At 68.4% G+C, this 26,535-nt stretch carries 21 protein-coding genes; 10 read left to right on the top strand and 11 right to left on the bottom strand.

Going from position 1 to position 26,535, the window contains the following annotated elements; all coding sequences use genetic code 11:
* Positions 1-3: 3 nt before the first annotated feature.
* The gene (locus ACFVUS_RS34535) at positions 4-1,173 is read right to left on the bottom strand and encodes an acyl-CoA dehydrogenase family protein (RefSeq protein ID WP_387776387.1); all 1,170 of its coding nucleotides are present in this window, start codon (positions 1,171-1,173) and stop codon (positions 4-6) included.
* 220 nt (positions 1,174-1,393) lie between these two features.
* On the opposite strand from ACFVUS_RS34535, the gene ACFVUS_RS34530 reads away from it, so the two are divergent.
* Positions 1,394-2,149, top strand: a complete 756-nt coding sequence (locus tag ACFVUS_RS34530) for a hypothetical protein (RefSeq protein ID WP_387776384.1) — start codon at positions 1,394-1,396, stop codon at positions 2,147-2,149.
* Between the two features lie 226 nt (positions 2,150-2,375).
* Here the strand turns inward: ACFVUS_RS34530 and ACFVUS_RS34525 are convergent, their stop codons facing one another.
* Positions 2,376-4,184 (bottom strand): DEAD/DEAH box helicase, encoded by a 1,809-nt coding sequence (locus tag ACFVUS_RS34525; RefSeq protein ID WP_387776381.1) that lies wholly within the window; start codon positions 4,182-4,184, stop codon positions 2,376-2,378.
* A gap of 272 nt (positions 4,185-4,456) precedes the next feature.
* On the opposite strand from ACFVUS_RS34525, the gene ACFVUS_RS34520 reads away from it, so the two are divergent.
* Together ACFVUS_RS34520 and ACFVUS_RS34515 are read left to right on the top strand one after the other, a co-directional pair.
* The gene (locus ACFVUS_RS34520; protein ID WP_387778471.1) at positions 4,457-5,260 is read left to right on the top strand and encodes a carbon-nitrogen hydrolase family protein; all 804 of its coding nucleotides are present in this window, start codon (positions 4,457-4,459) and stop codon (positions 5,258-5,260) included.
* 111 nt (positions 5,261-5,371) lie between these two features.
* The gene (locus tag ACFVUS_RS34515) at positions 5,372-6,001 is read left to right on the top strand and encodes a phosphoribosyltransferase (protein ID WP_387776378.1); all 630 of its coding nucleotides are present in this window, start codon (positions 5,372-5,374) and stop codon (positions 5,999-6,001) included.
* 121 nt (positions 6,002-6,122) lie between these two features.
* Here the strand turns inward: ACFVUS_RS34515 and ACFVUS_RS34510 are convergent, their stop codons facing one another.
* Both ACFVUS_RS34510 and ACFVUS_RS34505 read right to left on the bottom strand, forming a co-directional pair.
* Positions 6,123-6,650 (bottom strand): gamma carbonic anhydrase family protein, encoded by a 528-nt coding sequence (locus ACFVUS_RS34510; protein ID WP_387776375.1) that lies wholly within the window; start codon positions 6,648-6,650, stop codon positions 6,123-6,125.
* Positions 6,651-6,793: 143 nt separating this feature from the next.
* Positions 6,794-7,603, bottom strand: coding sequence for an alpha/beta hydrolase (locus ACFVUS_RS34505; protein WP_387776372.1), 810 nt, complete (start codon positions 7,601-7,603; stop codon positions 6,794-6,796).
* Between the two features lie 474 nt (positions 7,604-8,077).
* Between ACFVUS_RS34505 and ACFVUS_RS34500 the strand changes: the two genes are divergently transcribed.
* Positions 8,078-11,515: an AAA domain-containing protein gene (locus tag ACFVUS_RS34500; RefSeq protein WP_387776369.1), complete on the top strand. Its 3,438-nt coding sequence runs from the start codon at positions 8,078-8,080 to the stop codon at positions 11,513-11,515.
* Between the two features lie 14 nt (positions 11,516-11,529).
* Here the strand turns inward: ACFVUS_RS34500 and ACFVUS_RS34495 are convergent, their stop codons facing one another.
* Positions 11,530-12,705: an amino acid deaminase/aldolase gene (locus ACFVUS_RS34495; RefSeq protein ID WP_387776366.1), complete on the bottom strand. Its 1,176-nt coding sequence runs from the start codon at positions 12,703-12,705 to the stop codon at positions 11,530-11,532.
* Positions 12,706-12,839: 134 nt separating this feature from the next.
* Positions 12,840-13,322, bottom strand: a complete 483-nt coding sequence (locus ACFVUS_RS34490) for a TetR family transcriptional regulator (protein WP_387776363.1) — start codon at positions 13,320-13,322, stop codon at positions 12,840-12,842.
* Between the two features lie 432 nt (positions 13,323-13,754).
* Here ACFVUS_RS34490 and ACFVUS_RS34485 point away from each other — a divergent pair, with 432 nt between their 5' ends.
* On the top strand, positions 13,755-14,489 hold the full coding sequence (locus tag ACFVUS_RS34485; RefSeq protein WP_387776360.1) for a tyrosine-protein phosphatase: 735 nt from the start codon (positions 13,755-13,757) through the stop codon (positions 14,487-14,489).
* Between the two features lie 28 nt (positions 14,490-14,517).
* Here ACFVUS_RS34485 and ACFVUS_RS34480 read toward each other — a convergent pair whose 3' ends face one another.
* The gene (locus ACFVUS_RS34480; RefSeq protein ID WP_387776357.1) at positions 14,518-15,756 is read right to left on the bottom strand and encodes a class I adenylate-forming enzyme family protein; all 1,239 of its coding nucleotides are present in this window, start codon (positions 15,754-15,756) and stop codon (positions 14,518-14,520) included.
* Positions 15,757-15,867: 111 nt separating this feature from the next.
* Positions 15,868-16,662, bottom strand: coding sequence for an enoyl-CoA hydratase/isomerase family protein (locus ACFVUS_RS34475; RefSeq protein WP_387776354.1), 795 nt, complete (start codon positions 16,660-16,662; stop codon positions 15,868-15,870).
* A gap of 100 nt (positions 16,663-16,762) precedes the next feature.
* On the opposite strand from ACFVUS_RS34475, the gene ACFVUS_RS34470 reads away from it, so the two are divergent.
* A complete protein-coding gene (locus tag ACFVUS_RS34470; protein WP_387776351.1) occupies positions 16,763-17,788 on the top strand; it encodes a glutathione S-transferase family protein in 1,026 nt (341 codons plus the stop codon).
* Positions 17,789-17,849: 61 nt separating this feature from the next.
* Here ACFVUS_RS34470 and ACFVUS_RS34465 read toward each other — a convergent pair whose 3' ends face one another.
* Both ACFVUS_RS34465 and ACFVUS_RS34460 read right to left on the bottom strand, forming a co-directional pair.
* Positions 17,850-18,284: a VOC family protein gene (locus ACFVUS_RS34465; RefSeq protein WP_387776348.1), complete on the bottom strand. Its 435-nt coding sequence runs from the start codon at positions 18,282-18,284 to the stop codon at positions 17,850-17,852.
* Positions 18,285-18,288: 4 nt separating this feature from the next.
* Positions 18,289-19,128, bottom strand: coding sequence for a helix-turn-helix domain-containing protein (locus ACFVUS_RS34460; protein WP_387776345.1), 840 nt, complete (start codon positions 19,126-19,128; stop codon positions 18,289-18,291).
* Between the two features lie 237 nt (positions 19,129-19,365).
* On the opposite strand from ACFVUS_RS34460, the gene ACFVUS_RS34455 reads away from it, so the two are divergent.
* The 3 genes from ACFVUS_RS34455 (at position 19,366) to ACFVUS_RS34445 (ending at position 21,960) form a co-directional block, all read left to right on the top strand.
* Positions 19,366-20,082 carry a hypothetical protein gene (locus ACFVUS_RS34455; protein ID WP_387778468.1) on the top strand — a complete coding sequence of 239 codons (717 nt, stop codon included), beginning with the start codon at positions 19,366-19,368 and terminating at the stop codon, positions 20,080-20,082.
* The gene (locus tag ACFVUS_RS34450; RefSeq protein WP_387776342.1) at positions 20,079-21,026 is read left to right on the top strand and encodes an ATP-binding cassette domain-containing protein; all 948 of its coding nucleotides are present in this window, start codon (positions 20,079-20,081) and stop codon (positions 21,024-21,026) included. The genes ACFVUS_RS34455 and ACFVUS_RS34450 overlap by 4 nt, the downstream gene beginning before the upstream one ends.
* A 142-nt stretch (positions 21,027-21,168) precedes the next feature.
* On the top strand, positions 21,169-21,960 hold the full coding sequence (locus ACFVUS_RS34445) for an ABC transporter permease (protein ID WP_387776339.1): 792 nt from the start codon (positions 21,169-21,171) through the stop codon (positions 21,958-21,960).
* A gap of 40 nt (positions 21,961-22,000) precedes the next feature.
* Here ACFVUS_RS34445 and ACFVUS_RS34440 read toward each other — a convergent pair whose 3' ends face one another.
* On the bottom strand, positions 22,001-22,540 hold the full coding sequence (locus ACFVUS_RS34440) for a VOC family protein (protein ID WP_387776336.1): 540 nt from the start codon (positions 22,538-22,540) through the stop codon (positions 22,001-22,003).
* A 139-nt stretch (positions 22,541-22,679) separates the two neighbouring features.
* Between ACFVUS_RS34440 and ACFVUS_RS34435 the strand changes: the two genes are divergently transcribed.
* On the top strand, positions 22,680-26,495 hold the full coding sequence (locus ACFVUS_RS34435) for an ABC transporter ATP-binding protein (protein WP_387776333.1): 3,816 nt from the start codon (positions 22,680-22,682) through the stop codon (positions 26,493-26,495).
* Positions 26,496-26,535: the final 40 nt, after the last annotated feature.

The following is a 26,535-nucleotide window of genomic DNA, read 5'->3' as shown; positions in this document are numbered from 1 at the left end:
AGCTCACAATCCGAGGATGGTGGAGGCGATGATGGTGCGCTGCACCTCGCTGGAACCTCCGTAGATGGTTGTCTTGCGGTAGTTCAGGTAGCTCGGACCGGTGCGCTGCGCCCAATCCGGCGACGCGATGCCCTCGGTATCGACCGGAAGCGCGTCCGGCCCGGCGATATCGAGCAGCAATTCCGTTGCGGCCTGCTGCAATTCGGAACCGCGCAGCTTGAGCACCGAGGACGCCGGATTCGGTTTGCCGTCGGAGGGCTGGGAGACCACGCGGGCCAGGGTGAGTTCCAGGGCCAGCAGCTCGTTCTCCAGCTCGGCGATGCGCGCCGCGAAGACCGGATCCTCCAGCAGCGTGCCGCGACCCGACTTGATCTGCGCCGCATACTCTTTCGCCACGCCGAGCTTGACCTTGGTGCGGCCGACGCCGGTAATGCCGGTGCGCTCGTTGCCGAGCAGGAACTTGGCGTAGGTCCAGCCCATGTTCTCCTCGCCGACCAGCTGATCGGCGGGCACGCGGACATTCTCGAAGAAGACCTCGTTGACCTCGTGATGGCCGTCGATCAGCTTGATCGGGCGGATGGTCACGCCGGGGGTCTTCACATCGAAGAGCAGCATCGAGATGCCCGCCTGCTTCTTCACCGTGGGATCGGTGCGGACCAGGCAGAAGATCCAGTCGGCGTACTGCGCGAGGGTGGTCCAGATCTTCTGGCCGTTGACGATGTAGGAATCACCGTCGCGCACCGCGGTGGTGCGCAGCGAGGCCAGGTCCGATCCGGCGTCCGGCTCGGAAAAGCCCTGGCACCACCAGATGTCGAGGTTCGCGGTCGGCGGCAGGAAGCGCTGCTTCATCTCCTCGGAGCCGAACTGCGCGATCACGGGCCCGATCATCTGGGCGTTGAAGGTGAGCGGTTCCACCACCGACGCCAGCTGCATCTCGTCTTCCCAGATGTGCAGCTGCATGGGCGTCCAGTCGCGGCCGCCCCAGGCGACCGGCCACTTGGGGGTGGCGTAACCGTGCTGGTTGAGAATCCGGTGCGTGGTGACGATGTCATCGCGGGAGAGTTCGCGGCCGTACTTGACGCGGTCGCGGATCTCCGCCGGGATCTCGGTCCGGTAGAACTCGCGCAGTTCGTCCCGGAATTTCACCTCGTCGGGTGACAGGGCAAGTTTCATCGCATCTCCCAGCGTCGCTGTCGTATCGAGTTCGAACTTACCCCCCGGTAATAGCGGGCTTGTCGCCTGGATCACAACTACGGGCCACTCGGCCCGGCGGTTCCCAGCCGGAGCTGGTACGTTGCCGAGAAGATCAGGCACGTTCCCGCCCGCGTCACGCGGCGAAAGACGCTCGCCTGCCACCACATCCGGTATCCGAGAGTTCGCAGGAGCAACACGAGTGAACGGCAGGACCCTCCCCCGGCGCGCCGCAGCGGTCGCCGCCATCGCCGCCACGGCGGTCCTCGGTGCGAACGGCACCGCCTCCGCCGAGCCGAAAGTCCCGGGCGACACCCCGGTCGGCATCGCGGTCGCCCAGCTCACCCAGGCCGCGGGCACCGATCAGGACGCGCTGAACGCCGTCGCGTCCACCGCGAAGACCGCGCAGCTGGTCGCCGCCGCCGGACTGAGGAACATCGGCTTCACACCGTTCGGATATCAGGCGCCGACCCTGGGCTGCGGCTTCAATCTGCCGTTCACCATGACCGCCGCCTCCGCGGTCTCCGGCCAGCCCGGTCCGGACAACGGCCTCTCCGGCCCGCCCGGAACCCTGCGCTTCCAGGCCGCGCCCGCCACCGTCGGCATGCCGCTCGCCTCGGGTCTGAATGTGGCCTGGCTCAATGTCGGCAATGGCCGCAGCGGCATCACGCCCCTGGACGAGCAGACCGAATACAACCTCCCGGCCCTGGCCAAGACCGTCGACACCGGCCCCGGCACCGTCGTCGCCTCGCTCTGGGGCAGCATCGACTATCCCGGCGCACGCTGCCTGGTCCTGCCCACCGTCGGCCTTTTCACCGTCGCCGACCTCCCGGCGACCCCGCCCCCGGCCGCCACCCCCGCCACCACGGATCCGGCCGCCCCCGCGACCACCCCGGCCGCACCCGCGGGCCCCGCCGACACCGGCAGCAGCGGCACCGGTTCGAGCGACGCCAACTAAAGCCCCTCCCGTCATCCCGGCATGGTTTTGGCCGGGATCCACACCCGTGGTGCAGCAACGTATCTCGGTGGATTCCGGCCAAGAGCACGCCGGAATGACAGACAGACACAACAAATGCGCCCCGGCTTGTAGCCTGGGCGCATTTTTGTTGCAGCCATGAAGCGCTCGCGCCCAGACTCTTTCGCCGCGCCGGGCAGGCGGGCGAAAACAGCTGGGCGCGTACCGCTTACGAGCGGGGCTTGCGGCGGGTGTCGGCCCGCTTGAACTCGCGATCACTGGGACCGCGACGGGGGGCGCGGCTCATCGAACGCTGACCCGGGGCACCGGAATCGAGCTGGAGCTGAATGAGCTGGCCGCTGATCCTGGTGCGGCTCAACGCGTTCAGCGTCTCCTGCGACAGATCGGCGGGCAGTTCCACCAGGCTGTGATCCGGGCGGATCGAGATATGCCCGAAATCGCTGCGGCGCAGGCCGCCCTCGTTGGCGATGGCGCCGACGATCGCGCCCGGAGCCACCTTGTGCCGCTTGCCGACCTCGATGCGGTAGGTCACCAGATCCGCGCCGGTCTGCCGGTGCTGGCTCGGGCCACCCTCACGCGGACGACGCTCACGGCGATCACCCTCGAAGGTGGAACGCTCGCCACGATCGCGCTCACGCCGGGGCGCGGGCTCGGGATCGGGCTCCATGAAGAAGTTATTGCCGTCGTACGAGCCGATCGCCAGCGCGGCCGCGATATCCACCAGCGGGATATTGTGCTCGCGCTCGTAATCCTCGATCAGCTTGCGGAACAGCGGCAGATTCGCCGAGGAGAGATTCTCGGTGATGGTGTCGCCGAACTTCGCGACACGCTGCGCGTTCACATCGTCCACGCTGGGCAGCTGCATTTCGGTCAGCGGCTGGCGGGTGGCGCGCTCGATGGCGTCGAGCAGGCGGCGCTCGCGCGGAGCCACGAACAGCAGCGCCTCACCGGAACGGCCCGCGCGACCGGTACGGCCGATGCGGTGCACGTACGACTCGGTGTCGTGCGGGATGTCGTAGTTCACGACGTGCGAGATGCGCTCCACGTCCAGACCGCGCGCGGCCACATCGGTGGCGACCAGAATGTCGAGCTGGCCGTTCTTGAGCTGCCCGATGGTGCGCTCACGCTGCGCCTGCGCGATATCGCCGTTGATGGCGGCGGCGGAATACCCACGCGCGCGCAGCTTTTCGGCCAATTCCTCGGTCGCCTGCTTGGTGCGCACGAAGATGATCATGGCCTCGAAGGATTCGACCTCGAGGATGCGGGTCAGCGCGTCCAGCTTGCGCTGGTACGACACCATCACATAGCGCTGACCGATATTGGTGTTGGTGGAGGTCTTGGTCTTGACCGTGATCTCCACCGGATCGTGCAGGTACTGCTTGGCGATCTTGCGGATCACCGGCGGCATGGTCGCCGAGAACAGCGCCACCTGCTTGGTGTCCGGGGTATCGCGCAGAATGCGCTCCACATCGTCCTGGAAGCCCATCTTCAGCATCTCGTCGGCCTCGTCGAGGACCAGATACTGCAGCTGGGTCAGATCGAGCGTGCCGCGCTCCAGATGGTCGATGACACGACCCGGCGTGCCGACCACGACATGCGCGCCCCGGCGCAGGCCGGACAGCTGCACGGCGTAGTTCTGGCCGCCGTAGATCGGCAGCACGTTCAGACCCGGGATATGCGTGGCGTACCGGCCGAACGCCTCGGCAACCTGGATCGCGAGCTCACGCGTCGGCGCCAGCACCAGCGCCTTGGGCGACTTGCCGGTTACTTCCAACCCCATCAGGATCGGGATGGCGAACGCGGCGGTCTTACCGGTGCCGGTCTGCGCGAGACCCACCACGTCCGAACCGCTCAGCAGCGGGGGAATCGTCGCAGCCTGGATGGGCGACGGCGATTCGTAGCCGACATCGGCGATGGCCCGCAAAACGCGGTCATCGATACCGAGATCAGCGAAGGACGGGCCGTTCGCGTCCCTCTCGTCGTCAGTGGGAACGCTGTCGGCCGGTGAGGTACTCATTGACCAGGAGTTTACTGCCTTACCCTGGTCGGTCCGACCATAGGGTGAATAGGCTGGACCGCGTGCAACCGGACAACCCGCCCTCGGCCGCCGCCGCAACGCCCATCCTGTCGGCCTCCGGACTGGGTCACGCCGAACCCGCTCCGGTGCGCAACTACGTAACCGGCACGGTCACAACGCCGGAACCGGGCAGTTCGGGGGCGACGACCGTCGTCGTTCACGAACCCGAGCCACAACCGCAACCGAGCACCGGCGCGGCGGATGCCAGAGCCATTGACATAGCCGTGGTGCAGTTCGCGCCCGGCACCGACACCGTGGCCAATCTCACCGCGTTGCGTGCGGAGGTACAGGCCGCCGCCGAGCTCGGTGCCCAGCTCGTGATCGCGCCCGAATACTCGATGTACTCGGTGCTGCGGCTCGATGAGCAGGCGGTCGCGGCGGCGGAACCGCTCACCGGACCGTTCGTGAACGGATTGCGCGGTATCGCAGCCGAATTCGGGGTGCATCTGGTGGCGGGCGTGCTCGAGACGCCGGGTGGGGACCAGCCCGCGGGGCTCATCTACAACACGCTCGTGGCCGCGACACCCACCGCGGCATTCGCGGCGGTGTATCGCAAGGTGCATCTGTACGACGCGTTCAAATCGCGCGAATCCGATGTGATCCTGCCCGGGCCGCTGGATCAGGATCCGACCTTCACCATCGGCGGCATCGTATTCGGCATGCAGACCTGCTTCGACCTGCGGTTCCCCGAAGGGATTCGGCGCGTCGCGGCGGCGGGGGCGCACGTGCTGGTGCTGCCCGCGCAGTGGATTCCCGGGCCGGGCAAGGTCGATCAGTGGACGACGCTGCTGCGGGCGCGGGCCATCGAGAACACGATTTACGTGGCGGCCTGTGATCAGGCCGCGCCCAATGGGTCCGGGGCGTCGATGATCATCGCGCCCACCGGGGCGGTGCTGGCCGAGCTCGGCGATCAGCCGGGTATCGCGACCGCGCGGGTGGATCTGGATCATCTCGCCGAGGTTCGCACCACCAATCCGAGTCTGGCGCTGCGCCGCTTCACCATTCGCGGAGAGTAGGGCCGGGCCGGACGCGGGCACGGCCCGGAGTTTTTCCGGAGACGGCCCGGTTACTGACCGGATGTGCCAGAAATCGGGGGCGTACCCGGTCGGCAACTAGACTGAGCAGCAATGATGTATCCGGATCGGGGGACCGCCGGGCGGGCGCTGGGTGGGGTGCTCGAGCACCTCCGCGCGGCGGATCCACTGATTCTGGGACTGCCCCGGGGCGGGGTGCCGGTGGCGGTCGGCATTCGCGAGGTGATCGGCGGGGATCTCGATGTGCTGCTGGTGCGCAAACTCGGCGTGCCGTGGCAGCCCGAACTCGCCATGGGGGCCATCGGCGAGGACGGGGTGCGGGTGCTCAATGCCGATGTCGTGCTGAACACCGGTGTCACACCCGAACAGTTCGCCGATATCGAAGATCTGGAACGCGTCGAATTGGAACGGCGACGCCAGGTACTGCGCGCCGAACCGCCCATTCCACTGAAGGACCGCACGGTGATCATCGCCGACGACGGCATGGCCACCGGAGCGACCGTCGCCGCCGCCTGCGAAATCGCGCACCTGCACGAGCCCCGCCGCGTGGTCGTCGCGGTCCCGGTCTCATCCGCCGAAGCGCTGCACCGCATTCGGGCCCTCGCCGACGAAGTCGTCTGCCCGCTGGTCCCCCGCGAACTCGGCGGCGTCGGCGGCGTCTACCTCGACTTCCACCAACTCGCCGACGAAGAGGTAGTCGATTTGCTCACCGAATCACGTTGACGCCCAGCGGGTATCGCATTGCACGCCGATGCGGGGTGGTGCGAGCGTTCGCCGAATCACGCCGAGGCCGAGGAAGTTCGACAGCTCAGCGGTCTCGGTTGCCGGAGGGAGTGCGGATCGCTCAGTGGATCTCGGTGATGCCCTTGCGATGTCGCTGCGCGAGTTCGGCGTAGTAGGAGGGGTTCACCTTCACCCACAGCTCGGCGGGCGTGCCCTCGATGGACTTCTTCACCTGGGCGGGTGACCCGGCGGCCAGCACCCCGTCCGGAATCTCGGCCCCCGGCGGCACCAGCGAGTGCGCCGCGATCATGGTGCCGCTGCCGATCTTCGCCATATCCAGCACCGTGCTGCCATTGCCCACAATCGATTCCGCGCCCAGCGTCGCCCCGTGGAACACCACCGCGTGCGCGATCGTGGACCCCGGCCCGATCTCCACCGGCACCTCCTCCGGCACGTGAATCACCGCATTGTCCTGCACATTCGCCCGCTCGCGAATAATGATCGGCGCGAGATCGGCCCGCAGCACGGCCCCGTACCAAATCGACGCCCCGGCCTCGACCCGCACATCCCCGATCAACGTCGCGGTCGGCGCGATGAACGCCGTCGGATCAACCGTGGGCCGCTTACCCTCGAATTCATAAAGTGGCACCCCAGCACCGTAATCGCCCACCCCACCGAACAGTTCGACATCACCGGCCACCCCACCCCGCCAACCCGCTCCCCCGGCCGACGCGACCCACCTGACAACCAGCCGTCGGCGCGACCATGTCCACGCCACCGCGGCGGCTTCCCTCAACACGCTGCGATCCGGCCGACCCAGTTCGCGATATCGGCACTGACTTCGGCGTGCACGGGCTCATGCAGGAGGTCATGCCCGGCATCGGCGTATTCCCGGAACTCCGCTGCCACGGTCGTGGCCCACGCTCGCACCGGTTCGATCGGCGTGCGCCGATCATCCACCCCGTGCACGAAGAGCACCGGAAGTCCCTCCGGCACAACCGGTCCCATCGTGGCCCGCGAACGCGAACCTGCGTCTGTGGTCGCCGCGATCTCATCCGGGGCCGGACTCCTGTCGCGGCCGATCCCACCGGATGAGTCCGTGACCGCGAATCGCATCGAATCCGCTGTGCGCGAGGCGGTCACGGCGTTGCCGCGCGCCGACGAAGGGTCCGCGCCACGTGCGGACTTCGGCGGTCTGCCCTCGAGCACGGCACGCGGCGTGCCGCAGAGAATCAGTCCGGCGAGCGCGGGCGTCGCGGACGCGGCCGGACACAGTGCGGCCACGGCGGTGGCCGCGCCCAGCGAGTGGCCCATGAGGAACAGCGGGACGGAATCGGCCGGGGCTTGATCGAGGAATGCTCGTGCGTCAGCGGACAATTCGGGCAATGTGCCAGGGCGGTCGATATCGCCTTCGCTGAGTCCGTGGCCCGAGGTGTCCAGGGTCCACAGTTCGATTCCGGCGGGCTTCAGGGCACCGGCGAAGCGGTGGTAGTGGCCGCTGTGCTGGCCGGTTCCGGGTAGTAGCGCGATCCTGGCCGTGGGATCGGTGATCGGCCAGCGGCGATAGTGCAGCCGTCCGCGGCCACCCTCGAAATACGGCATTCGGCGATTCTCGCAAACCCCGCGCGCGGATCCGGCCCGGCAAGGTGCCATGCACGCGCCCGCCCGCGTGGGTGGTGATCGTCAGCAGGTCCGCGCAAATCGGGCACGCGTCATTCGGAGGTTCGGCGGTGGTTGTGCGGACGGGTTGGAGGTTGGTCCGATTCGACCGGATCGGCGGGTCAGAGGGGTGGCCGGGAGGGTGGCGACACGCCGGAATGGCTGGTGAGGTTTCCAGGGGGCTACCGGGGTGCGCGGCGAGGGGATGGTGCCGGAAGGGCGTGAGTCGTGTTGTCCCGCAACGTGGCCCGGCAATCGGGCGAAAGGGGGCGGGGTCCGGAGGCACGAATGGAGGTGGGCGGGGGCTACCTGGCGACGCGGGATGGGGTGCGGAGTCACTACGCTATGGCGCGACTCGGCACGTAATGGCGTGTGTGGGTCGCGGGTGTCGGGCGGAGAGACACAGGAGGGCCGCGATTGATTCTGTTCGGTGATCGTGTCGTGTGCAGCACCGGTGACCTGGTGTCGGCGGCGCGTTGTGAGTTCGCGCTACTGCGTGGGCTCGACGCCGAACTGGGGCTGGTGACGTCGATCGGATATCCGGCGCCCGGTGTGCTGACCCATGCCTGGGATCGGGCGGTCGAACATCGGCTCGCGGATCTGCGGGACCGGCACGGAAGCGCGGTCGTACGCGTGCGCGTCCCCGGAGTCGATCAGCCGCACTCGGCCCCCCTCGCGCCCGACGCGGACCGCTCGGCCCACTTCGCTGCGGGCGCGGACCGCTCGAGCCGGATCTCACCCCTCGGCGCGGATGGATCCGTCGATGCGGAGGCGGCGGTGGCCGCGTTGCGCGATGCGCATGAGCAGACGCTGGCGGCGTTGCGGGGGCAGGCCGAGGCGGTGGCCGGGGCGGTCGTGTTCGACGGGGAGTTCGCCACGCGCTGCGATTTCCTGGTGCGGGACAGTGACCCGGAGACCTATGACTATCTGCCCGCCGCCGTGGTCGGCCGGAACGGGCGCATTCCGGCGCTGCTCACCCTGGCCGCCATGGCGGACGCGTTGCGGCGGTGCGGGTTCCGGCCCGCCGCGCGGGCCCGGCTATGGGTGGACGGGGTGGCGGGTACACAGTCGCTGGCCGATATCGCGGTCATTCATCAGGCGCGCCGGGATCGCCTGAATCGAATCATCGAGGACAAACTCGGCGAGCTGCTGCCCGTGCAGTGGGGCGATCGCCGCTTTCTGGCCTGCGGGAACTGCCCCACCTGCACCGCCGAACTCGAATCACGGCGGGATCTGCTGCTGGTCGCGGGTATGCGGCCCGCCACCCGCGCGCAATTGCGCGATGCCGGAATCACCACCGTGCAGCGGCTGGCGGCGGCCGATGCCACCGTCACCGGTGTGCCCGTCCCGACCTTCAGCACCCTGCGGCGGCAGGCCGAACTCCAATTGGAGCGGGCGAGCACCGGCCGGCCCGCGCACACCCTCATCGACGCCGCGGCCCTGGCCGCACTGCCGCAGCCCAGCCTCGGTGACCTGTTCGTCAGCCGCACCGCACCCGATCTGATCGAGGTGTGGTCGAACTGGTCCGCGGATCGCGTGCACACCTTCGCCATTCACACCGGCGATGCGGCACCGGTCACCGATACCACTGCGGCGCAGGATCTTTCACCCTGGACCGATGACGCCGACGCCCTGCTGGACTTCCTCACCGAACGCCAGTGGGAGCATCCGGACCTGCGCATCCACCATTACCGCGGCGACCTGCGCCCGCTGCTGAGCGCGATCGGCGAACGCTATCCGGACGGCGAAGACGTGGTGGCCGAACTGCTTCCGGCCCTGGTCGACCTGTATCCGATCGTCCGCGCCGCCATGATCGTCGGCGAGCGCTGCTACGACCTGCGCCAGCTCCCCCCGAATCAGGCCTCGCCGGACTCCGCTCCCCCGGCTGCGGGCGGGCTGGCCGGTAGCGGCCCGGAAGATGTTCGGCGACTGCGCGATTGGCTGCTCGAGCTGGCCCGCGAACATGCGGTGACCCCGGCCCGGCGCATGTCCTACGACTATTGGGAAACCGGCCCGGACGAGGTCGAGGCGGCCCTGCGGGAATTCGCCGAAACCGGCTATCGCGATGAGCGCGAACGCAGTTCGGCGCAGATCGCCGCCGCGTTCACCGCCGCCGCGGCCGGATACTTCCGGCGCGAACGGCAACCGCTGCGCTGGGCGCACGACGATCGCCTGGATCACCCCGTCGAGGAGTGGGCGGAGACGCCGGGGGTCCTGGTCGCCGACTGGGGCACCGTCGACACCAAATGGCACAGCACCGATCACCGCCCCATGCGCCGCTACCTGACCCTGACCGGCAGGCTCGGCACCGGCAACGCCCCGAAGCCGGGCACCCCGGTACTGACCCTGTACGACCGCCCCGCGCCCGGGATGACCACCCTGCCCGCCCAGCGCGCGGCAGCGCACGCGACGGTGCTCGGCTGCGCCCTGGACACCAATTTCGAGGATGTGGTGCGCGTCGTCGAACTGCTGCCGGACGGCTGCGAACCCTACGACGAACTACCCACCGCCATCGCGCCCTGCCCGCCGGGCCGCAGCGAATTCCTGGAGGAATCACTCGAGGACATCGCGCACCACCTGTTGGTGACCCTGCCCGAGGTGCCGGACAACGCCGTCTTCGACCTGCTGTGCGGCCGCCCGCCCCGGCTGCGCGCGGGCAAGGCGCTGCCGGAGGTCTTCGGCGATCACGCCGCCGCCGTCACCGCCGCCATTCTCGACCTGGAGAATTCATATGTCGCGGTGCAGGGCCCGCCCGGCACCGGTAAGACCGCCACCACCGCCCGCGTGGTGGAAAGGCTGGTGACACGGTACAAATGGCGCGTCGGCGTGGTCGGCCGCACGCACGCCGTGGTCGAACACGTGCTGGACGCGGTGGTGCAGGTGGGCGTGCTGCCCGAACTCGTCGCCAAGGCCGAAGCCCAGTCGGTGGCCCCGGAATGGCTGCCCATCGACGCCTCGAAATATGAGCGCTTCCTGGACAACGCCGTCAACGGCGGTGTGGTGGGCGGACTTTCGACCGATTTCGCCGATCCGGCGCGTATCGCCCGTGACGGCCTGGACCTGCTGGTGATCGCCGACGCCGGGAAGTTCCCGCTCGCCGACGCCGTCGCGGTCGCACTGTGCGCGCGGAATCTGCTGCTGGTGGGCGATCCCGCGCCCACCATCCGGCACGGCATTCATCCGGAGCCGGTGCATGATTCGGCACTGGGCCGCCTGGTCGGCACGCATCGCACGCTGCCCGCCGCCTTCGGCTACTTCCTGGACCGCACCTGGCGCATGCATCCGCGCGTCTGCGGCCCGGTATCGCGGCTGCGCTACGACAATCGACTGCGATCGAACGAAACCGTCACCCTGGCAAGGGAACTCGAGGGTATCGAACCGGGCGTGCGGACCGTCACCATCGAACATCACGGCAACAGCACCGAATCCGCCGAGGAGGCCCGCGAGATCGTGCGCCAGGTGCGCAATCTGCTCGGCCTGCCGTGGCAGACCGGCGCGGTCACCCGCCGCCTGCACCCGCACGACATCCTGGTGGTCGCGCCGTATCACGCCCAGGTGGCGCGCATTCGAACCCAGTTGTCCCGCGCCAGGATCGAGGACGTGCTGGTCGGCACGGCGGACCATTTCCAGGGTCGCGAGGCCGCCGTGGTGCTGGTCTCCATGGCCACCTCGGCCCCCAAGGACGCCCCGCACGGTATCGGCGCGCTGGTCTCCAGACACTGGCTGACCAGCGCCATCTCCAGAGCGATGTGGGCGGCGATCATCGTCCGCTCACCGCTGCTCACCGAATACCTGCCGACCACCGCGGCCGAGCTGTCCGATCTGGCGGCGGTCCTGCAACTCGACCGCGTCTGAACGGGTTTCGGCGCTCAGCCGAAGTTCTGGCCTTCGCCGCGATAGCTCGGCACCTGGGTGCGCTCACCGTCGGCGACGAGCTGCACCTGATTGAAGCGTTCGAGGAGTTCGCCGGCCTTGGCGTGCCGGAACCACACGCGATCACCGATGGCGAGGTGGTCCGCACCGGTGAGCGGGGTCTGGACCTCGCCCGCGCCTTCGGTGCCGATCAGACTCAAACCCTTGGGCCACACCGGTTTCGGGACACGCGTCGCCCCGGCGGGACCGGAGGCGATATAGCCGCCGGAGAAGACCGTGGCGATCCCCTCGGCGGGATGGCGCAGCACCGGCATGGCGAAGTACATCGCAGGGCGCGGAGCCAGATTCCGGTAACCGTCGAAAAGCGTTGGCAGATATAGCCCGGAGCCCGCCGTCACCTCGGTGACATCGGGATCGGAGATGCTCACCTCGATGGATCCGGTGCCGCCGCTGTTGACGATCTCCAGCTCACCGATCTCGGCGCGCACCGCTTCGACGACCTGTCGCCGACGCCGGCCGATCTCGAAGGCGGAGGCCTTCTTCACCAGTCGCACAGCGGGATTGGTATCGGGGAGTCCGGCGATCTGCGCCTCGTAGGTCATCACGCCGACGACCCGGAACCCGCGTCGGCGCGCCGCACCGGCGACCCGCGCGGCGTGTTCGGGGGAATGGATGGGCGAGCGCCGCACCCCGAGGTGCAGCGGCCCGATGCGCAGCGAGGCATCCACATCGACGCACACCCGGGGCGCGACCTTATCGCTGCCGACGGCGGCGCGAATGAAGTCCAGCTGGTCGAGATCGTCGACCATGAGCGTAATCGCGTCCAGCAGTACCGGATCCGTGGCGAGTTTGGCCAGCGATCCGCGATCGACGGTGGGATAGCCGAGCAGAATGTCCCGCGCGCCGAGTCCGGCCAGCCAAATGGCCTCGGCGAGCGAATAACCCATGATTCCGGCGAATCCGCCGGATGCGGTGAGGTCGCTGCCCAGCACCTCTTCGAGGACGGCGCGGCAGCGCACGGATTTACTGGCCACCCGGATCGGCACCCCGCGGGCGCGGCGCACCAGATCGGCGGCATTGGCGCGCAGGGCGGCCAGGTCGACGGCGGCCAGGGGCGGGTCGAGCTCGGCGGTGGCCGCGTGCAGCTCCGCGATCGGCGACGGTTCGCTCACAGGTTCATTCGATCACGAAACTGGTCATGCGTCCAGCAATCCGGGATCTTCGTGAGCGACGCCGGAGCGGACGCACAGGGAATGTGCAGCGAAAGACCGACAAACAGGGCGATCGGTGCGATCAGGGCGCGGGATCAGAGATCGAGCGCCTTGGTGGACAGGTACGACACCAGATCATCGAGCACGACCAGCGATATCTCGTCATCGCAGTCGGCCAGCCAGCGCAGCACCATGCCCTGAATCACGGCCACCAGGTACGCGGCGATCGCATCGACCGGTTCCAGCCACTGCGTGCCGGATCGCTGCGCGCAGAGCTCCAGGAACGCGGTGACCTCCTGATCCAGGTCCCGGAACATGGCCGAGGCCACCGGATCCGGTACACAGACCGTTTGCCCGTCCTCCCAGCGGCGGCGCAGTACCGCCAGCGTGCCCTCGTAGGCGCGTAACTGCCGGTCCGGCGAGGACTTCAGAATCGGCCAGAGGGTGCTCACCCCCGCGTGCAGCAGCACTCGCAGGGCACGGCTACCGGTGATGTCGAGCGACGCGGCGGCCTTTTCGATCGCCTCGGACATGGCCGATCGCAATCCGACCTGGACGATTTCTCCACTAGCGCTCAACGACGACTCCCTTTGGCGAAAAAGATTCGCGCATCTTGCTTGCGCGGCTCGCTCAACGGGTTTGCAGATCAGCACTGATCCCCGAGCAGGACCCCGGCGTACCCGTTCAACGGGTCTCAACGATACGTCGTTTTCTGGGTCGATGACCAGCTTTGATAGCCGGTTTCGTACCGGAAGATTGTTTCGTTACCTAATCGCTACTCGCCCGCGATCGAATGGGAATCGTCGAAATTCATCGATCGCCCGGTAAACCAGGCATTAGAACCGCTTGGTATTTTATGAAAGCTAGTACTGCTAAAGATAGCGAGTGTGCGCGAACCCACACGTCCGAACCCGCCACGCCCTCACAACGCGCCGGTAGCGACACGAAATTCACGTCCACTAGCCGGATTCGACATCCTCCGTTCGGACGCCCACGGATAGCCTGGCCGAGTGACTTCAGCGCGCCACGACCCCCTCCTGATCAACGGCACCTTCAACTTCCGCGATGTGGGCGGCGCCCGCACCACCGCGGGCGCATCCGTGCGCGATGGTGTGCTGTTGCGTTCCGCCCAGCTCAGCCGCCTCGACGACCAGGGCCGCGACCGGCTGCTGGAACTCGGCGTCACCGATGTGCACGATCTGCGCGGCTTCGCCGAGATCGACCTCATCGGCCACGATGCCCTGCCCGAAAAGGTCCGGCTGCACGTCACCCCCTTCGATCCGCGCATGGGCGAGACCCCGCCGCACGAGGCGCGCCGCAATGTCACCGCGGCCAATCACATGCTCGAGGTCTACCGGCTCTTCCCCGCCATGCCCGAGGCGCACAGCGCGATCAAGGCGCTGGCCGATTCGGTGCTCACCGGCACCGCCCTGGTGCACTGCGCCGCGGGCAAGGACCGCACCGGCTGGGCCGTGGCCACACTGCTGCGCGCGGTCGAGGTCACCGAGGAGGACGTCTACGCCGACTACCTGCTCAGCAATGACGCCGTCCCGGTGCTGCGCGCCTACATGGCGGGCGATACCGACGAGGAACTCTCCGACGATCTGCTCGGCGTCCGCCCCGAATACCTGGAATCCGGCACCAACACCATGAACGAGATGTACGGCGGCATCGACGGCTACCTCACCGAGGTCGGCATCGACACCGCCCAGCGCGACGCCCTGCGCACCCGTCTCGTCGGATAGCCACCGTGACGAAGAGTTGCGGCCTGGCCTATTCGGCGAGGGAGCGGCGGACCAGGCCGTCCGGGTCGATGCTCACGTGGTTGCCGGTGTGGAACCAGGCGCCGGTGAAGCGGGATTCGGTGGTCTGGGGGTCGTTCCAGTAGCGGGGGGCGACATTGGGGCCGCGGCACAGGAGTTCGCCGTGGCCCGCTTCCGCGCGCGGGCCCCAGAGCGCGAGTTCGGTTCCGCCGAAAGGGAATCCGAGCACATCGCGGGCGGCCGCGCCGTCATCGCGGGCCAGGCCGATACCGCTGGTCTCGGTCGCGCCCCAGACCGACCACTGGCGGGCCTCCGGAAAGATCTGTCGCAGGGTGGCCGCCACCGAATCCGAGGTGGAGTGGTCGGCGGCGGCGAGTTCGGCGCGGTGACCCGCGCTGCAGACCTGGCGCACCCGATCCAGGCGCAGGCCCGCGAGTTCGGGCAGTAGGCCCGCAAAGATTCTGGGGGTCGCGGAGACCATGTCTATTCGTTCCGCGACAAGCGTTTTCGCGACCACCGCCGGATCCGGGGCGAGCACCACGGTGCCGCCGACCGCGAAGGTGGGCAGTAACTGATCCACGCAACCGCTGGCGTGCGCGAGCGGCAGCAGCACCAGATTGCGCAGCCCCTCGCTCGGCAGATCGAGCGTGCCGACCACGGAACGGATTGCGGACAAAAGGTTTTCGTTGGTCAACTCCACACCGCGCGGTCCGATCTCGGCGCCCGGACTGGTGTAGCAGAGCAGCGCCAGCTCGCCCAGTGACGCACCGTCATCGATGAACGCCGCGCCATCCGGCAGCGCCTCGCGGTAATTCGCCGCGCTGCCACCGCCGTCCAGGATGTAATCGGCGGCGGCATCGCGAATCACGCGGTCCGCCAACGCATCCGGCAAACCGTCATGCACCAGCACCGGCACCGCGCCGGACAGCAGCGCGCCCAGGAACGCCTGCACCCAGCGCGCGCCGACCGGCATTCTTACTGCGACCCGGTCCCCGTAACCGATTCCGTGCTCCTGCAATCCTCCTGCGATCCGGGAGGCGGAGTACCAGAGCTCCCGATAGGTGAGGCGGGGGCCGCCGATCTCGACCACCGCCTCCCGCGCGGAGAAGTTGTGCACCTGGACATCCAGCAATTCCGTGAGCGCCGGGGTCAGGTTCCCGTAGCGCAGGATGCCATCGGCACCACGCGCAACCGGGTTGTCGCACCAGGCATTTCGCGAGTGCGGGTATTCGACCAGTAACTGCGACATCCGTCCCTCCGAGCGCCTCGAGCCTGCAGGCACCAGTGACTATATGATGCACATCACATCCGTGGGCGGATTGTCGGCAAACGTAGTGGAGACGTCACGGCGCGGAAACCACTAGCGACCGGTGTACGTGGCCTTCCCCGGGCCGACGTCGAGGAAACTCTTGACCGCGCCGCGCAGATCATCGGTGGCGAAGAGATGTCCGGAGACCTGCGGCGTCACCGAATCCGCATGCGCCACACCACCGGAACGCCACGCGCCGATGATCTCCTTGGTCGCGGCGTGCGCGCGCGTCGGACCCTCGGCGAGCCGCGCCAGCAGCGCGCGGGCGGCGGTGTCGACATCCTCGTGCACCGCGTTGACCACACCCCAGTCGGCCATGGTCGGCGCGTCGTACAGGTCACCGGTCATGACGAATTCGCGCGCGCGACCCGAACCGGCCCGCTCGGCCAGCCGCTGCGGGCCGCCCATCGACGGGGTCAGCCCGACCACCGTCTCCACCAGACCGAACTTGGCCTTGGGCGCGGCCAGAATGATGTCGCAGGCCAGCGCGATCTCGAAGGCGGCGGTCAGGGTCAGGCCGTGCGCGGCGAAGATGACCGGGCAGGCCAGCGCCTCCAGCGGATGAATGATGCGCGCGAACAGCGTCTGCCACAGCTGCGCGCCCTCGGCCGCCGACAGACCGTCGAAGACGTGCACATCGACACCGCCCGACACCAGCTTGCCCTCGGCGCGCAGCAGGACCGCGCGCGGAGTGTCGGCGGCCAGATCCTCGATATCGGCGGCGATGGCATCGAACAGCGCCTGATCGAAGAGGTTCAACGGCGGATGCGCGATCGTGAGAATCGCGGCCTGGGCGCCGCCCTCGGTGACGATGCGTTCCAGACGGGTGGGCTTGGAGTCGGTCATGAACTGAATGTATGCGCAGTCACATCCCCCGGGATAGATCGGATCGGCAGCGCGTCGCGGACCACCGCCGAGCGCCTGCTCGATCTGGAAGACTGATCGGGTGACCACCTCGGAAGCCGAAAACGGCGCGTATGTCGAGCCGGGCGAGTTCAAACGCGATACCAACTACATCACCACGCGGATCACCGCGGACGGGCGCGACGGCTACCCCGTCGAACCCGGGCGGTATCGGCTGATCGCGGCGCGCGCCTGCCCGTGGGCCAATCGCACGCTCATCGTGCGGCGGCTGCTCGGACTGGAATCCGTGCTGTCCCTCGGCCTTTGCGGCCCGACGCACGACAAGCGCAGCTGGACCTTCGATCTGGATCCCGGCGAGGTCGACCCGGTGCTGGGTATCCACTTCCTGCGCGACGCGTATCTGGCGCGGTTCCCGGACTATCCGCGCGGTATCACCGTGCCCGCCATCGCGGAGATCGCGACCGGGCAGATCGTCACCAACGACTACGCGCAGATCACCCTCGACTTCTCCACCGAGTGGACCGAATTCCATCGGCCCGGCGCGCCCGAGCTGTACCCCGCGGACCTGCGCGCGGAGATCGACACCGTCAACAAGCGGGTGTACACCGAGGTCAACAATGGCGTGTACCGCTGCGGATTCGCGGGCGATCAGGCCGCCTACGATGCCGCCTACGACCGGTTGTTCACCGCGCTCGATTGGCTCGAGGAACGACTCTCCGGACAGCGATACCTGGTGGGCGACACCATCACCGAGGCCGATGTGCGGCTGTTCACCACGCTCGCCCGCTTCGATCCGGTGTATCACGGGCATTTCAAATGCAATCGGCAGAAGCTCACCGAGTTCGAGGCGCTGTGGGCGTACGCGCGGGATCTGTATCAGACCCCGGGATTCGGTGACACCACCGATTTCACCCAGATCAAACAGCACTACTACATCGTGCACACCGACATCAATCCCACCCGGATCGTCCCCGACGGCCCGGACCTGGCCAACTGGCTGACCCCGCACGGCCGGGAAACCTTGGGCGGCAACCCCTTCGGTAGGGGCACACCGCCCGAGCCGCCGCTCCCGGCCGAACGGGTGCCCGCCGGGCACCAACCCGCCTGACGCCACACTCCGGTCCCCCCGCACGACGCTGTTCCGGCCACCCCGCGCGGCCGGAACCGGGTCAGCGGGTCTCGCCGCCGTAGGTGCCGAAGCTCCAGTACACGCCCTCGGGGTCGCGGCAGACGAAACCCCTTGACTCATAACCCTCTTCATCACGGAGTTCGCGGGTGATGTTCGCGCCCGCGGCCTTCGCGCTGGCGTAGATCGCATCCGGGTCGGGCACCACGATGTAGACGGAGCCGACGCCGGGCGGCTGGCAATCCAGGGCCATCCCCTCGCGGGACGAACCGAGCATGATCGCGCCGCCCGCGGGCCAGGCCAGTTCGGCGTGCGCGACGATATCGCCGTCATTGTGGCGGGCGATGGTCTCGAAACCGAAGGCCCGCTCCAGGAAGTCGATCGCGGCCGCGGCGTCGCGGTAGACCAGGGTCGGCCACACCAGAACGGTGCCGGTCGAGGCTGCGGTGGAAGCTGCTGATGTTGTCGTTTCGGTCATGACCTCAGCCTGCTATCCCGGCGGGCTGCGGGTCTTGGACGAATGGGAACTCCTCGCGCTCGCGCCACACCGAGGGCGGCAGCCCGGCGAGTTCGCGCCACTCACGCGCCATATGCGCCTGGTCGTAGTAGCCGGACAGGGTCGCGACCTCGGCCAGCGACGGCGGCTCCGGAAGGCGCATCATGGCGTGCGAACGCTCGAATCGTGCGATGCGCGCCAGATCCTTCGGGGTCACGCCGAGTTCGGCACCGCATCGATTGCCGAGATGTCTTCGGCTCCAGCCGATCTCATCGGCCACCGCGGCCACCCGCACCGCCGGATCCGGTCCGGACAGCAGCGCCCAGGCGTGCGCCAGCTCGGCGTCCCAGTGCGCCGGGCGGACAGCGCGCAGCAACACCTCATCGAGAATCTCGAAGCGGCGCGGCCAGTCCGGGGCGGCCGCGAGCCGCTCCCGCAGTTCCCGCGCGGACGGTCCGAACACCTCGGGCAGATCCACGATCCAGGAACCCAGCGCCGATGCGGGCATGCCGAACAGGGCACGGCACCCCAGCGGGGTCAAAGCCAGCTGCACACCGTGCTGATAACCGTTGTGCGCGATCACACATGGGCGCGTGGTCAGCCCGCTGGCGAGCATCTCCCAGGTTCCGCCGGGCTGATCCGGATGCGAGGACACCGCGAGCTCGATCGGCTCGTCGATGGTGATGATCACCGTCAGCACCGACGCGGGCATGCCCACGTGCGTACCCGGGTCGAACCCGCGCAACAGGTAGCCCTCGTACCCGAGGACGTACGGGCGCAATCGCGGATCCGGAACTCCGCTCGCGCCTTCCGACACACCCGCCACAAAGCCCACGATATGCCGCGTGTCCGACTCAAGTAAGGACTGATCTCGCGACCTTCGGGGTAACTCCTGGGGGACCCCCGAAACGTAACCCCCTCCAACCCGCATGCCCGGTGCGAAACTGGCTATGTCCCTAAGGGGCCGGCAAAAGGTTCGGGGAGGCGGAACAGTCTCGCGAATCGTTGAGCGGGTGCAATAGAGTTTCGGTCGGAGGACCGCGCGAATGTTAGGGGTATGGCGATGTTCAAGGCCGGGCTCGAGAAGACAGTCGTCTCGCTGCTCGACAATGGGGCGCAGGTCCAGGCCCCCGCTGTCGCGAAGTATGTCGGGAAGCTGCGTGATGGCCACCCGGGTGAATCCCCCGCGCAGATCATTGCCCGGATCGAGAAGCTGTACCTGACCGCCGTCACCGGCAGCGGTACCGCGGTCGGCGCGACCGCGGCCGTGCCCGGCGTCGGCACCATGGCCTCGATCGCGGCCATGAGCGCCGAGACCGCGTTCTTCCTGGAGGCGTCCGCCGTCTACACCCTCGCCGTCGCGGCCGTGCACGGCGTCGCGCCCGATGACAAGGAACGCCGCCGCGCCCTGGTGCTGGCCGTCGTCATGGGCGAGAGCGGGATGGAGATCGTGCAGAAGAGCGTCGGCAGCTCCGCCAAGAACTGGGGCACGCTCATGGCCGGGAAGATCCCGGGCATCAGCGGTATGAACGACACCCTGCTCAAGCGATTCGTCATGCAGTTCCTCGCCAAGCGCACCGCACTCATGGCGGGCAAGGTGATTCCGGCCGGAATCGGCGCGGCCATCGGCGGTTTCGGCAACCGCGCGCTCGGGCACGGCATTATCGACAACTCGCGCAAGGCCTTCGGCGCACCGCCCGCGGTGTGGCCGCAGCCCCTGGTCATCGACGCCGATCCGTTCCCGGCCGTGGAATCCGCGCCCCGGACCAAGCAGCCGTGAGCCAGGCGCGACCGCTCGCCTTCGCCGCGGCCGGACTGAGCAAGAGCTTCGGCACCGTCACCGCCGTCGACGACGTGAGTTTCGTGGTGCCCGCCGGCAAGGTGGCGGCACTCACCGGTCCGCCCGGTGCGGGCAAGACCACGGTGCTGCGACTCATGCTCGGCGGGCTGACCCCGGACTCCGGTACCGCGACCCTCGGAGGTCCCGCCGCCGCGCCGCGCGGACGGCAGGTGCTGGGCGCGATGCAGTCCCCGCGCGGACTGCATCCGGCCCGCACCGTGCGCGGGCAGTTGAGCGTATTCGCCGCCGCCGCAGGTTCTTCCGGTGAGCGGGTGGACGAGGTGCTGGCGCTGACCCGCCTGGACACCCTGGCGCAGGAGTTCACCCGCGCCCTGTCCCCCGGTGCTCACACCAGGCTCGCACTGGCCGTCGCACTGCTCGGCAATCCGCCGCTGCTGCTGCTCGACGATCCCTTCGACGGGCTCGACGGGGCCGAAACCGCCTGGCTCACCGAATATCTGCACGCGCATGCCCGGCGCGGCGGCACGGTGCTGCTCACCTCGCGCACCCTCAGCGCGGTGCTGCCGGTCGCCGATGAGCTGATCGTGCTGGACCGCGGCAAGATCACCTATCAGGGCAGCCCGGCGCGCCTGCGCCGCAATCACCCCGATCGTCTGCTGGTGCGCGCCTCCAGCCCGATCGCGCTGGCCACCGCCCTGGCCGCGCAGGGCTTCACCGATGCCGTCATGCGCCCCGACGGCCGCCTCGCCGTCGCGGAAGTCTCACTCGCCCAACTGGAATCGGCCGCCTCCCAGGCCCGCGTCCAGCTCACCGAGATCACCCCCGAACATATCCACCCCGACCAGGTGCTGGCCGCCCTGGCCCACACCGCCCCCGCGGCCCAGCCCTACCCGGCCCCCGCCACGTACGGAATGCCGCGTTGACCCCACCGCGCGCGCAGACCCCGCGCGTTTCCGAATCGGACGCCGCGGCCGCTGCGGCCGAACGCGCTCATGACGCCGTGGCGGGATCGGCGATTATCGGCCGGACCCGTCCGGCCGGTGGCCAGCTACGAGAGGATTTTCGATGATTCTGGATGTCGTGCCGGATTCTGTACTGCGGGCGGCGGATTCGGAGTTTCGGAAGATCACCTCCTTGCGGCTGAACCGGCGGGTGGCCGGATTGCTGGTGGGGTACGGGGTGGTGGCGTTCGCGATCATGGGGCTGACGTTCGAGCCCGCCGACGCGGCGGTGCGGGACCGGTTCCTGTTCGCGACGGGGTCGGCCGTCGCGCCCGGATTGGCTTTGCTCGCGGCCGTGGTGCTGGCCGCGGCGCTCGGCGCGGTGGTCTCGGGCGATGAATATCGACTCGGGTCACTGGGGTTGAGCGCGCTGTTCACACCGGACCGCAATCTGCTGTTCGGCGCGAAACTCGGTGTGGCGGCGGCGGTTTCACTGGCCGTCACACTGGGGCTGGAAGTGCTCGGCGGTGCGGCGCTACTGCTGTTCGGGCGGGATCGGGTGCCGCTCACCGCGAATATGCTGGCCATTTTCGGCGGCGTGGCCGTCGCGGTGGTGTGCTGGTCGATTATCGGTGCGGCACTGGGCTTTCTGCTGCGGACGCCGGTGCAGGCGATCGCGGCCATGGTCGCGCTGGCGGTACTCGAACCGCTGGTGTGGATCACCGCCAAGGCCGTCGGATTCGGTGGACTGGCGAACATCCTGCCGATCTCGGCGACCGTCGGGACGATGACCAATGGCGCGTACGTGAAGGGCGCGTACATCGCGCCCACCCCGGCCGCCATCATCGTCCTGCTGATCTGGACCGGCGGCTCGGCCGCGGCGGCGTGGTGGTTCTTCACCCGCCGCGACCTGTGAGACCGGTTCGCCCGGTGAGACCTGTTCGCCCCGAGGCGATTCAGTCGGCGGTGCGGTCGGCGAACAGGCGACGCCAGACCTCGTGATCGGTGCGCGGACCACCCGGGGTGTCCGCACCGTACTTCGCGATGAGACCGGGTAGATCCAGCGGCGAGGTCGGCGCGGCCATGGTGGTGAGTTCTTCCTCGACCGCCGAATCCGGTACCAGCCAGCACACTTCGAATTCGATGCCGTCGGGATCGGCGGCGTAGAGCGCCTTGGTGGAGCCGTGGTCCGAGGCCCCGGTCAGCGCGCCCGCGGCCGTGAGCACGCCCCTGACGCGCTGCAACTCCGCGAGCGTGTCCACCTCCCAGGCCAGGTGATACAGCCCAACCCGCCCGGTGCGATGCGCGGTCGACGGGTCCGGCGACTGGAACAGGCCGAGATCATGATCATTGGCCGACCCCCCCGCCTGTAGGAACGCCCCGCCCGGGAACCCGCCCGGCAGTCGGCGGAACCCGAGCACCTCTTCGTAGAAGGCCACGGACCGCTCCAACTCGGAGACGAACAGGACGGCGTGATTGAGACGCTGAATCGGCATGAATCCAGCGGACCACGCCCGCGCTCCGCACACAAGCGCGAGTCCGACTTCGCGCACCGACACGCCATCGACCCCGGGATTGTCGGTGGGCGGGAACAAACTGGGGGGAGGGCCGTCGTTACGGCACTAGGTGAGCGTGATGAAGGTGGATGAGGCCGGGGTGGAGAAAAACGGGGTGAACCGAGCACGAGCGGGCGCGACGACGGCCCGCGGAGATGCGCCGACGCACGCGAACGCGCCCGCCGCGGTGACGCCGGAAGGTGCGCCGACCGACGCCGCTCCCGGGTGGTTGCGCCGACTCTGGGAGCGATGTCGCGAACACCCGTGGCTGCTCGCGGGCATTGCCGTCGCGGTGCTGATCGGCGCGGCCGTCGAGGTCACCGGGCCGCTGCTGGCCAAGCGGGCGCTGGACGGGGCCACCGCCGGGAACACCGGCATCATCACCGCCATGGCCGGGCTGCTGGCGCTGCTGGCGGTCGGCCGCTTCCTGTCCTCCTTCGGCCGCCGCATGGCCGCCGGGCAACTCGCACTCGATGTGCAGCATGAGTTGCGCGTGGATCTGCTTGCGGCGCTTCAGCGTTTGGATGGTCCCGGACAGGACGCGCTGCGCACCGGACAGGTGGTGTCCCGCTCCATCAGCGATCTGACCCTGGTGCAGGGCCTGCTCGCCATGGGCCCGTGGTCCTCGCTCGCGGTGCTGCAATTCGTGCTCGCCGCGGGCGTCATGCTGTGGCTGTCGCCGCCGCTGGCGCTCACCGCGCTGCTGGTGGTGCCGGTGCTGGCGCTGGTCGTGTATCGGGTGCGGCCGCGGCTCTATGCCGCCACCTGGTCGGCGCAACAGCGCGGTTCGGATCTGGCCCAGCATGTCGAGGAGACCATCACCGGCGTGCGCGTGGTGAAGGGCTTCGGGCAGGAAGCCCGCATGGTCGATCTGCTGGAACGGCACGGCCGCAAGCTCTATGCCGAGCGCATGCGCGCCGCCCGCATCGACGCCAAATTCGGGCCGACGCTGTCCTCGGTGCCGCAGGCCGGACTGGTCGCGGTCATCGCCGCGGGCGGTGTGCTGGCCCTGCACGGCGCGATCGGACTGGGCACCCTGCTGGCGTTCACCGCCTACCTGTCCACCATGACCAATGCCACCCGCACCATCTCCATGGTGGTGGTGATGGCACAGCTCACCCGTGCCGCCGCCGAACGCGTGCACCAGGTGATCGACAGTGCGCCCGAACGCACCGATCCGCCGCATCCGGTGGCACTGCCCGCCGGACCGCTCGGCATCGAAATCTCCGGTCTCACCTTCGGATTCGACCCGAAGCGGCCGATTCTGGACGATTTCGACCTGACGGTGGCGCCCGGCGAGACGGTGGCGATCATCGGCCCGGCGGGGTCGGGCAAATCCACCCTGTCGCTGCTGCTCCCCCGCTTCTACACCCCGAGTTCGGGCCGGATCACCCTGTACGGCAATGACTCCCACGTTGATATCGCCGAACTGCGCGCCGCCGAACTGCGCGATGCGGTGGGTGTGGTCTTCGACGAGGCATTCCTGCTGTCGGACACCATCTCCGCGAATATCGCACTGGGCCGCCCCGAGGCGACCGAGGACGAAATCCACACGGCCGCAAGCCAGGCCGCCGCCGACGAATTCATTCGCACCCTGCCCAAGGGCTACGACACCGTGGTCGGCGAGCGCGGGCTCACGCTGTCCGGCGGTCAGCGCCAGCGCATCGCCCTGGCCCGCGCGCTGCTGGCGAATCCGCGCATCCTCATCCTGGATGACGCCACCTCCGCCGTGGACGCCCTCACCGAGGCCGCCATCTTCGCCGCGCTGCCCACCGATTCCGGCCGCACCACCCTCATCCTGGCGCACCGCGAATCCACCCTCACCCATGCCGACCGCATCATCCGCCTGCCCGCTCCGGGCGGGGAAACCACACCGGGCCCGGCGATCGCGACACCCGCGCGCACCGGACTGGAGGCCGACGCCGGGCTGGATCCCGATACGCCGCAGGAGGTGCGCAAGTCGCTGGCGAAACTGCCCGCCGCGAACGAACTGCCGGAGCTCGATCCGGCCGAGCTGCGCGAGCCGGATACCGAATTCCGGTTGAGCAAAGCCATGCGCCCGGTGCGGTGGCTGGTCATCGCCGCGGTACTGCTGCTGGCGGTGGACGCGATTGTCGGCGTGGGCTTTCCGTCGATCGTGCGGTACGCCATCGACTCCGGCGTGACCAACCATGACGGTGCGGCACTGGCCAAGGCCGCCATCATCGGGGCGGTACTGGCGGGCGTCGGCTGGCTGGCCGCCTCGACCGCACTGGTGTGGGGTTCGCGCGCCGGCGAACGGGTGCTGTACGGATTGCGGGTGCGCAGTTACGCGCACCTGCAACGACTCGGACTGGACTACTACGAGCGCGAACTGTCCGGCAAGATCCTGACCCGCATGACCACCGATATCGACGCGCTCTCCACCTTCCTGCAAACCGGCGTGCCGGACGCGCTGGTGAGCGTGCTCATGGTGCTCGGCATCGCGGTCGCGCTGCTGGTGATCGATGTACAGCTGGCGCTGGTGGTGTTCGTGTCACTACCGCCGTTGCTGTTGGCCACCTGGTGGTTCCGCCGGGTGTCCGATGCCGCGTACACCGAATCGCGGGAGCACGCCGCCACCGTGAACGGCGATTTCGCCGAGAATGTCGCGGGATTGCGTGCGGTACAGGCGAATCGGCACGAGGAGCGTTCGGCCGAACGTTTCACCGGCTATTCGCACCGCTATCGGGTGAGCCGGATGCGGGCGCAGCGCGCCATCGCGCTGTTCTTCGCGTTTGTCGGCGCGTGGGCCGATCTGGCGCTGGCCGCGGTCGTGTTCATGGGTGCGCGCGAGGTCGCGAACGGCGTCACCACCGCGGGCACGCTGGTGGCCTTCGTGCTGTATCTGGAGTTGCTGTTCGGCCCGATCCATCAGCTCTCCCAACTCTTCGACGGTTATCAGCAAGCCCGGGTCGGGTTGCGCCGCATCGGGGAACTGCTGCGCACGCCGTCCTCCATCGCCGCCGATCCGGCCGACGCGGTCACCGTGGACGGCCGCCTGCGCGGTGACGTGGTCTTCGACGATGTGCGCTTCCGCTATCCGGGCACCGACACCCCCGCGCTGGACGGTGTCACGCTGCGCATTCCGCCGGGCACCAGCCTCGCACTGGTCGGTGCGACGGGCGCGGGGAAATCGACCATCGTGAAACTGCTGGCACGGCTGTACGACATGCCCTATGACGGAAATCACGATCGACAGTCAGGTGATATACCCGGCTCGATAGCCGATTCCTATGGGACGCATCGCATTTCCGGCGAAAACGGCACCATCAGCGTGGATGGCGTCGATATCCGCGACTATCGGCTCACCGACTATCGATCGCGGCTGGGAGTTGTTCCTCAGGAAGCTCACCTGTTCACCGGCGACATCGCCAGCAACATTGCATTCGGCAAACCTTTTGCGAATTCAGCGGAGATCGAGGCGGCGGCCGCGGCGGTCGGCGCGCTCGACGCCATCAACGCGCTGCCGCTGAAAATGCGCCAGCCGGTGGGCGAACGCGGGCGCGGACTCTCGGCCGGGCAACGGCAGCTGATCGCGCTGGCCCGCGCCGAGCTGGTGCGGCCGGATCTACTGCTGCTCGATGAGGCCACCGCCGTACTCGATCCGGCCGCCGAGGCATCGGTGCTGGTGGCAAGCGAATCGGTGACCAATGGCCGCACCGCGGTGATTGTCGCGCACCGCCTCGCGACCGCCGCGCAGGCCGATCTGATCGCCGTCGTCGCGCAGGGCAAGATCACCGAAATCGGCACTCATGAAGAACTGCTATCAACACACGGTGCGTACTCCCGCCTCTGGGCTGCGGCACAGGCCACCGAAGGAATATTCTCAGTTGAGGACGAGTCGTCACTAAGGAACGTGTCCGCTCGGTGGTAGTCCATGCCCGTGGGCTTACAGGGGTGGGCATATCCTCAGA

Source organism: Nocardia sp. NPDC058058, assembly GCF_042885355.1.
GTDB lineage: Bacteria > Actinomycetota > Actinomycetes > Mycobacteriales > Mycobacteriaceae > Nocardia.
The sequence above is the reverse complement of the archived record's forward strand: the minus strand, read 5'-3'. Positions and strand labels throughout refer to the sequence as shown.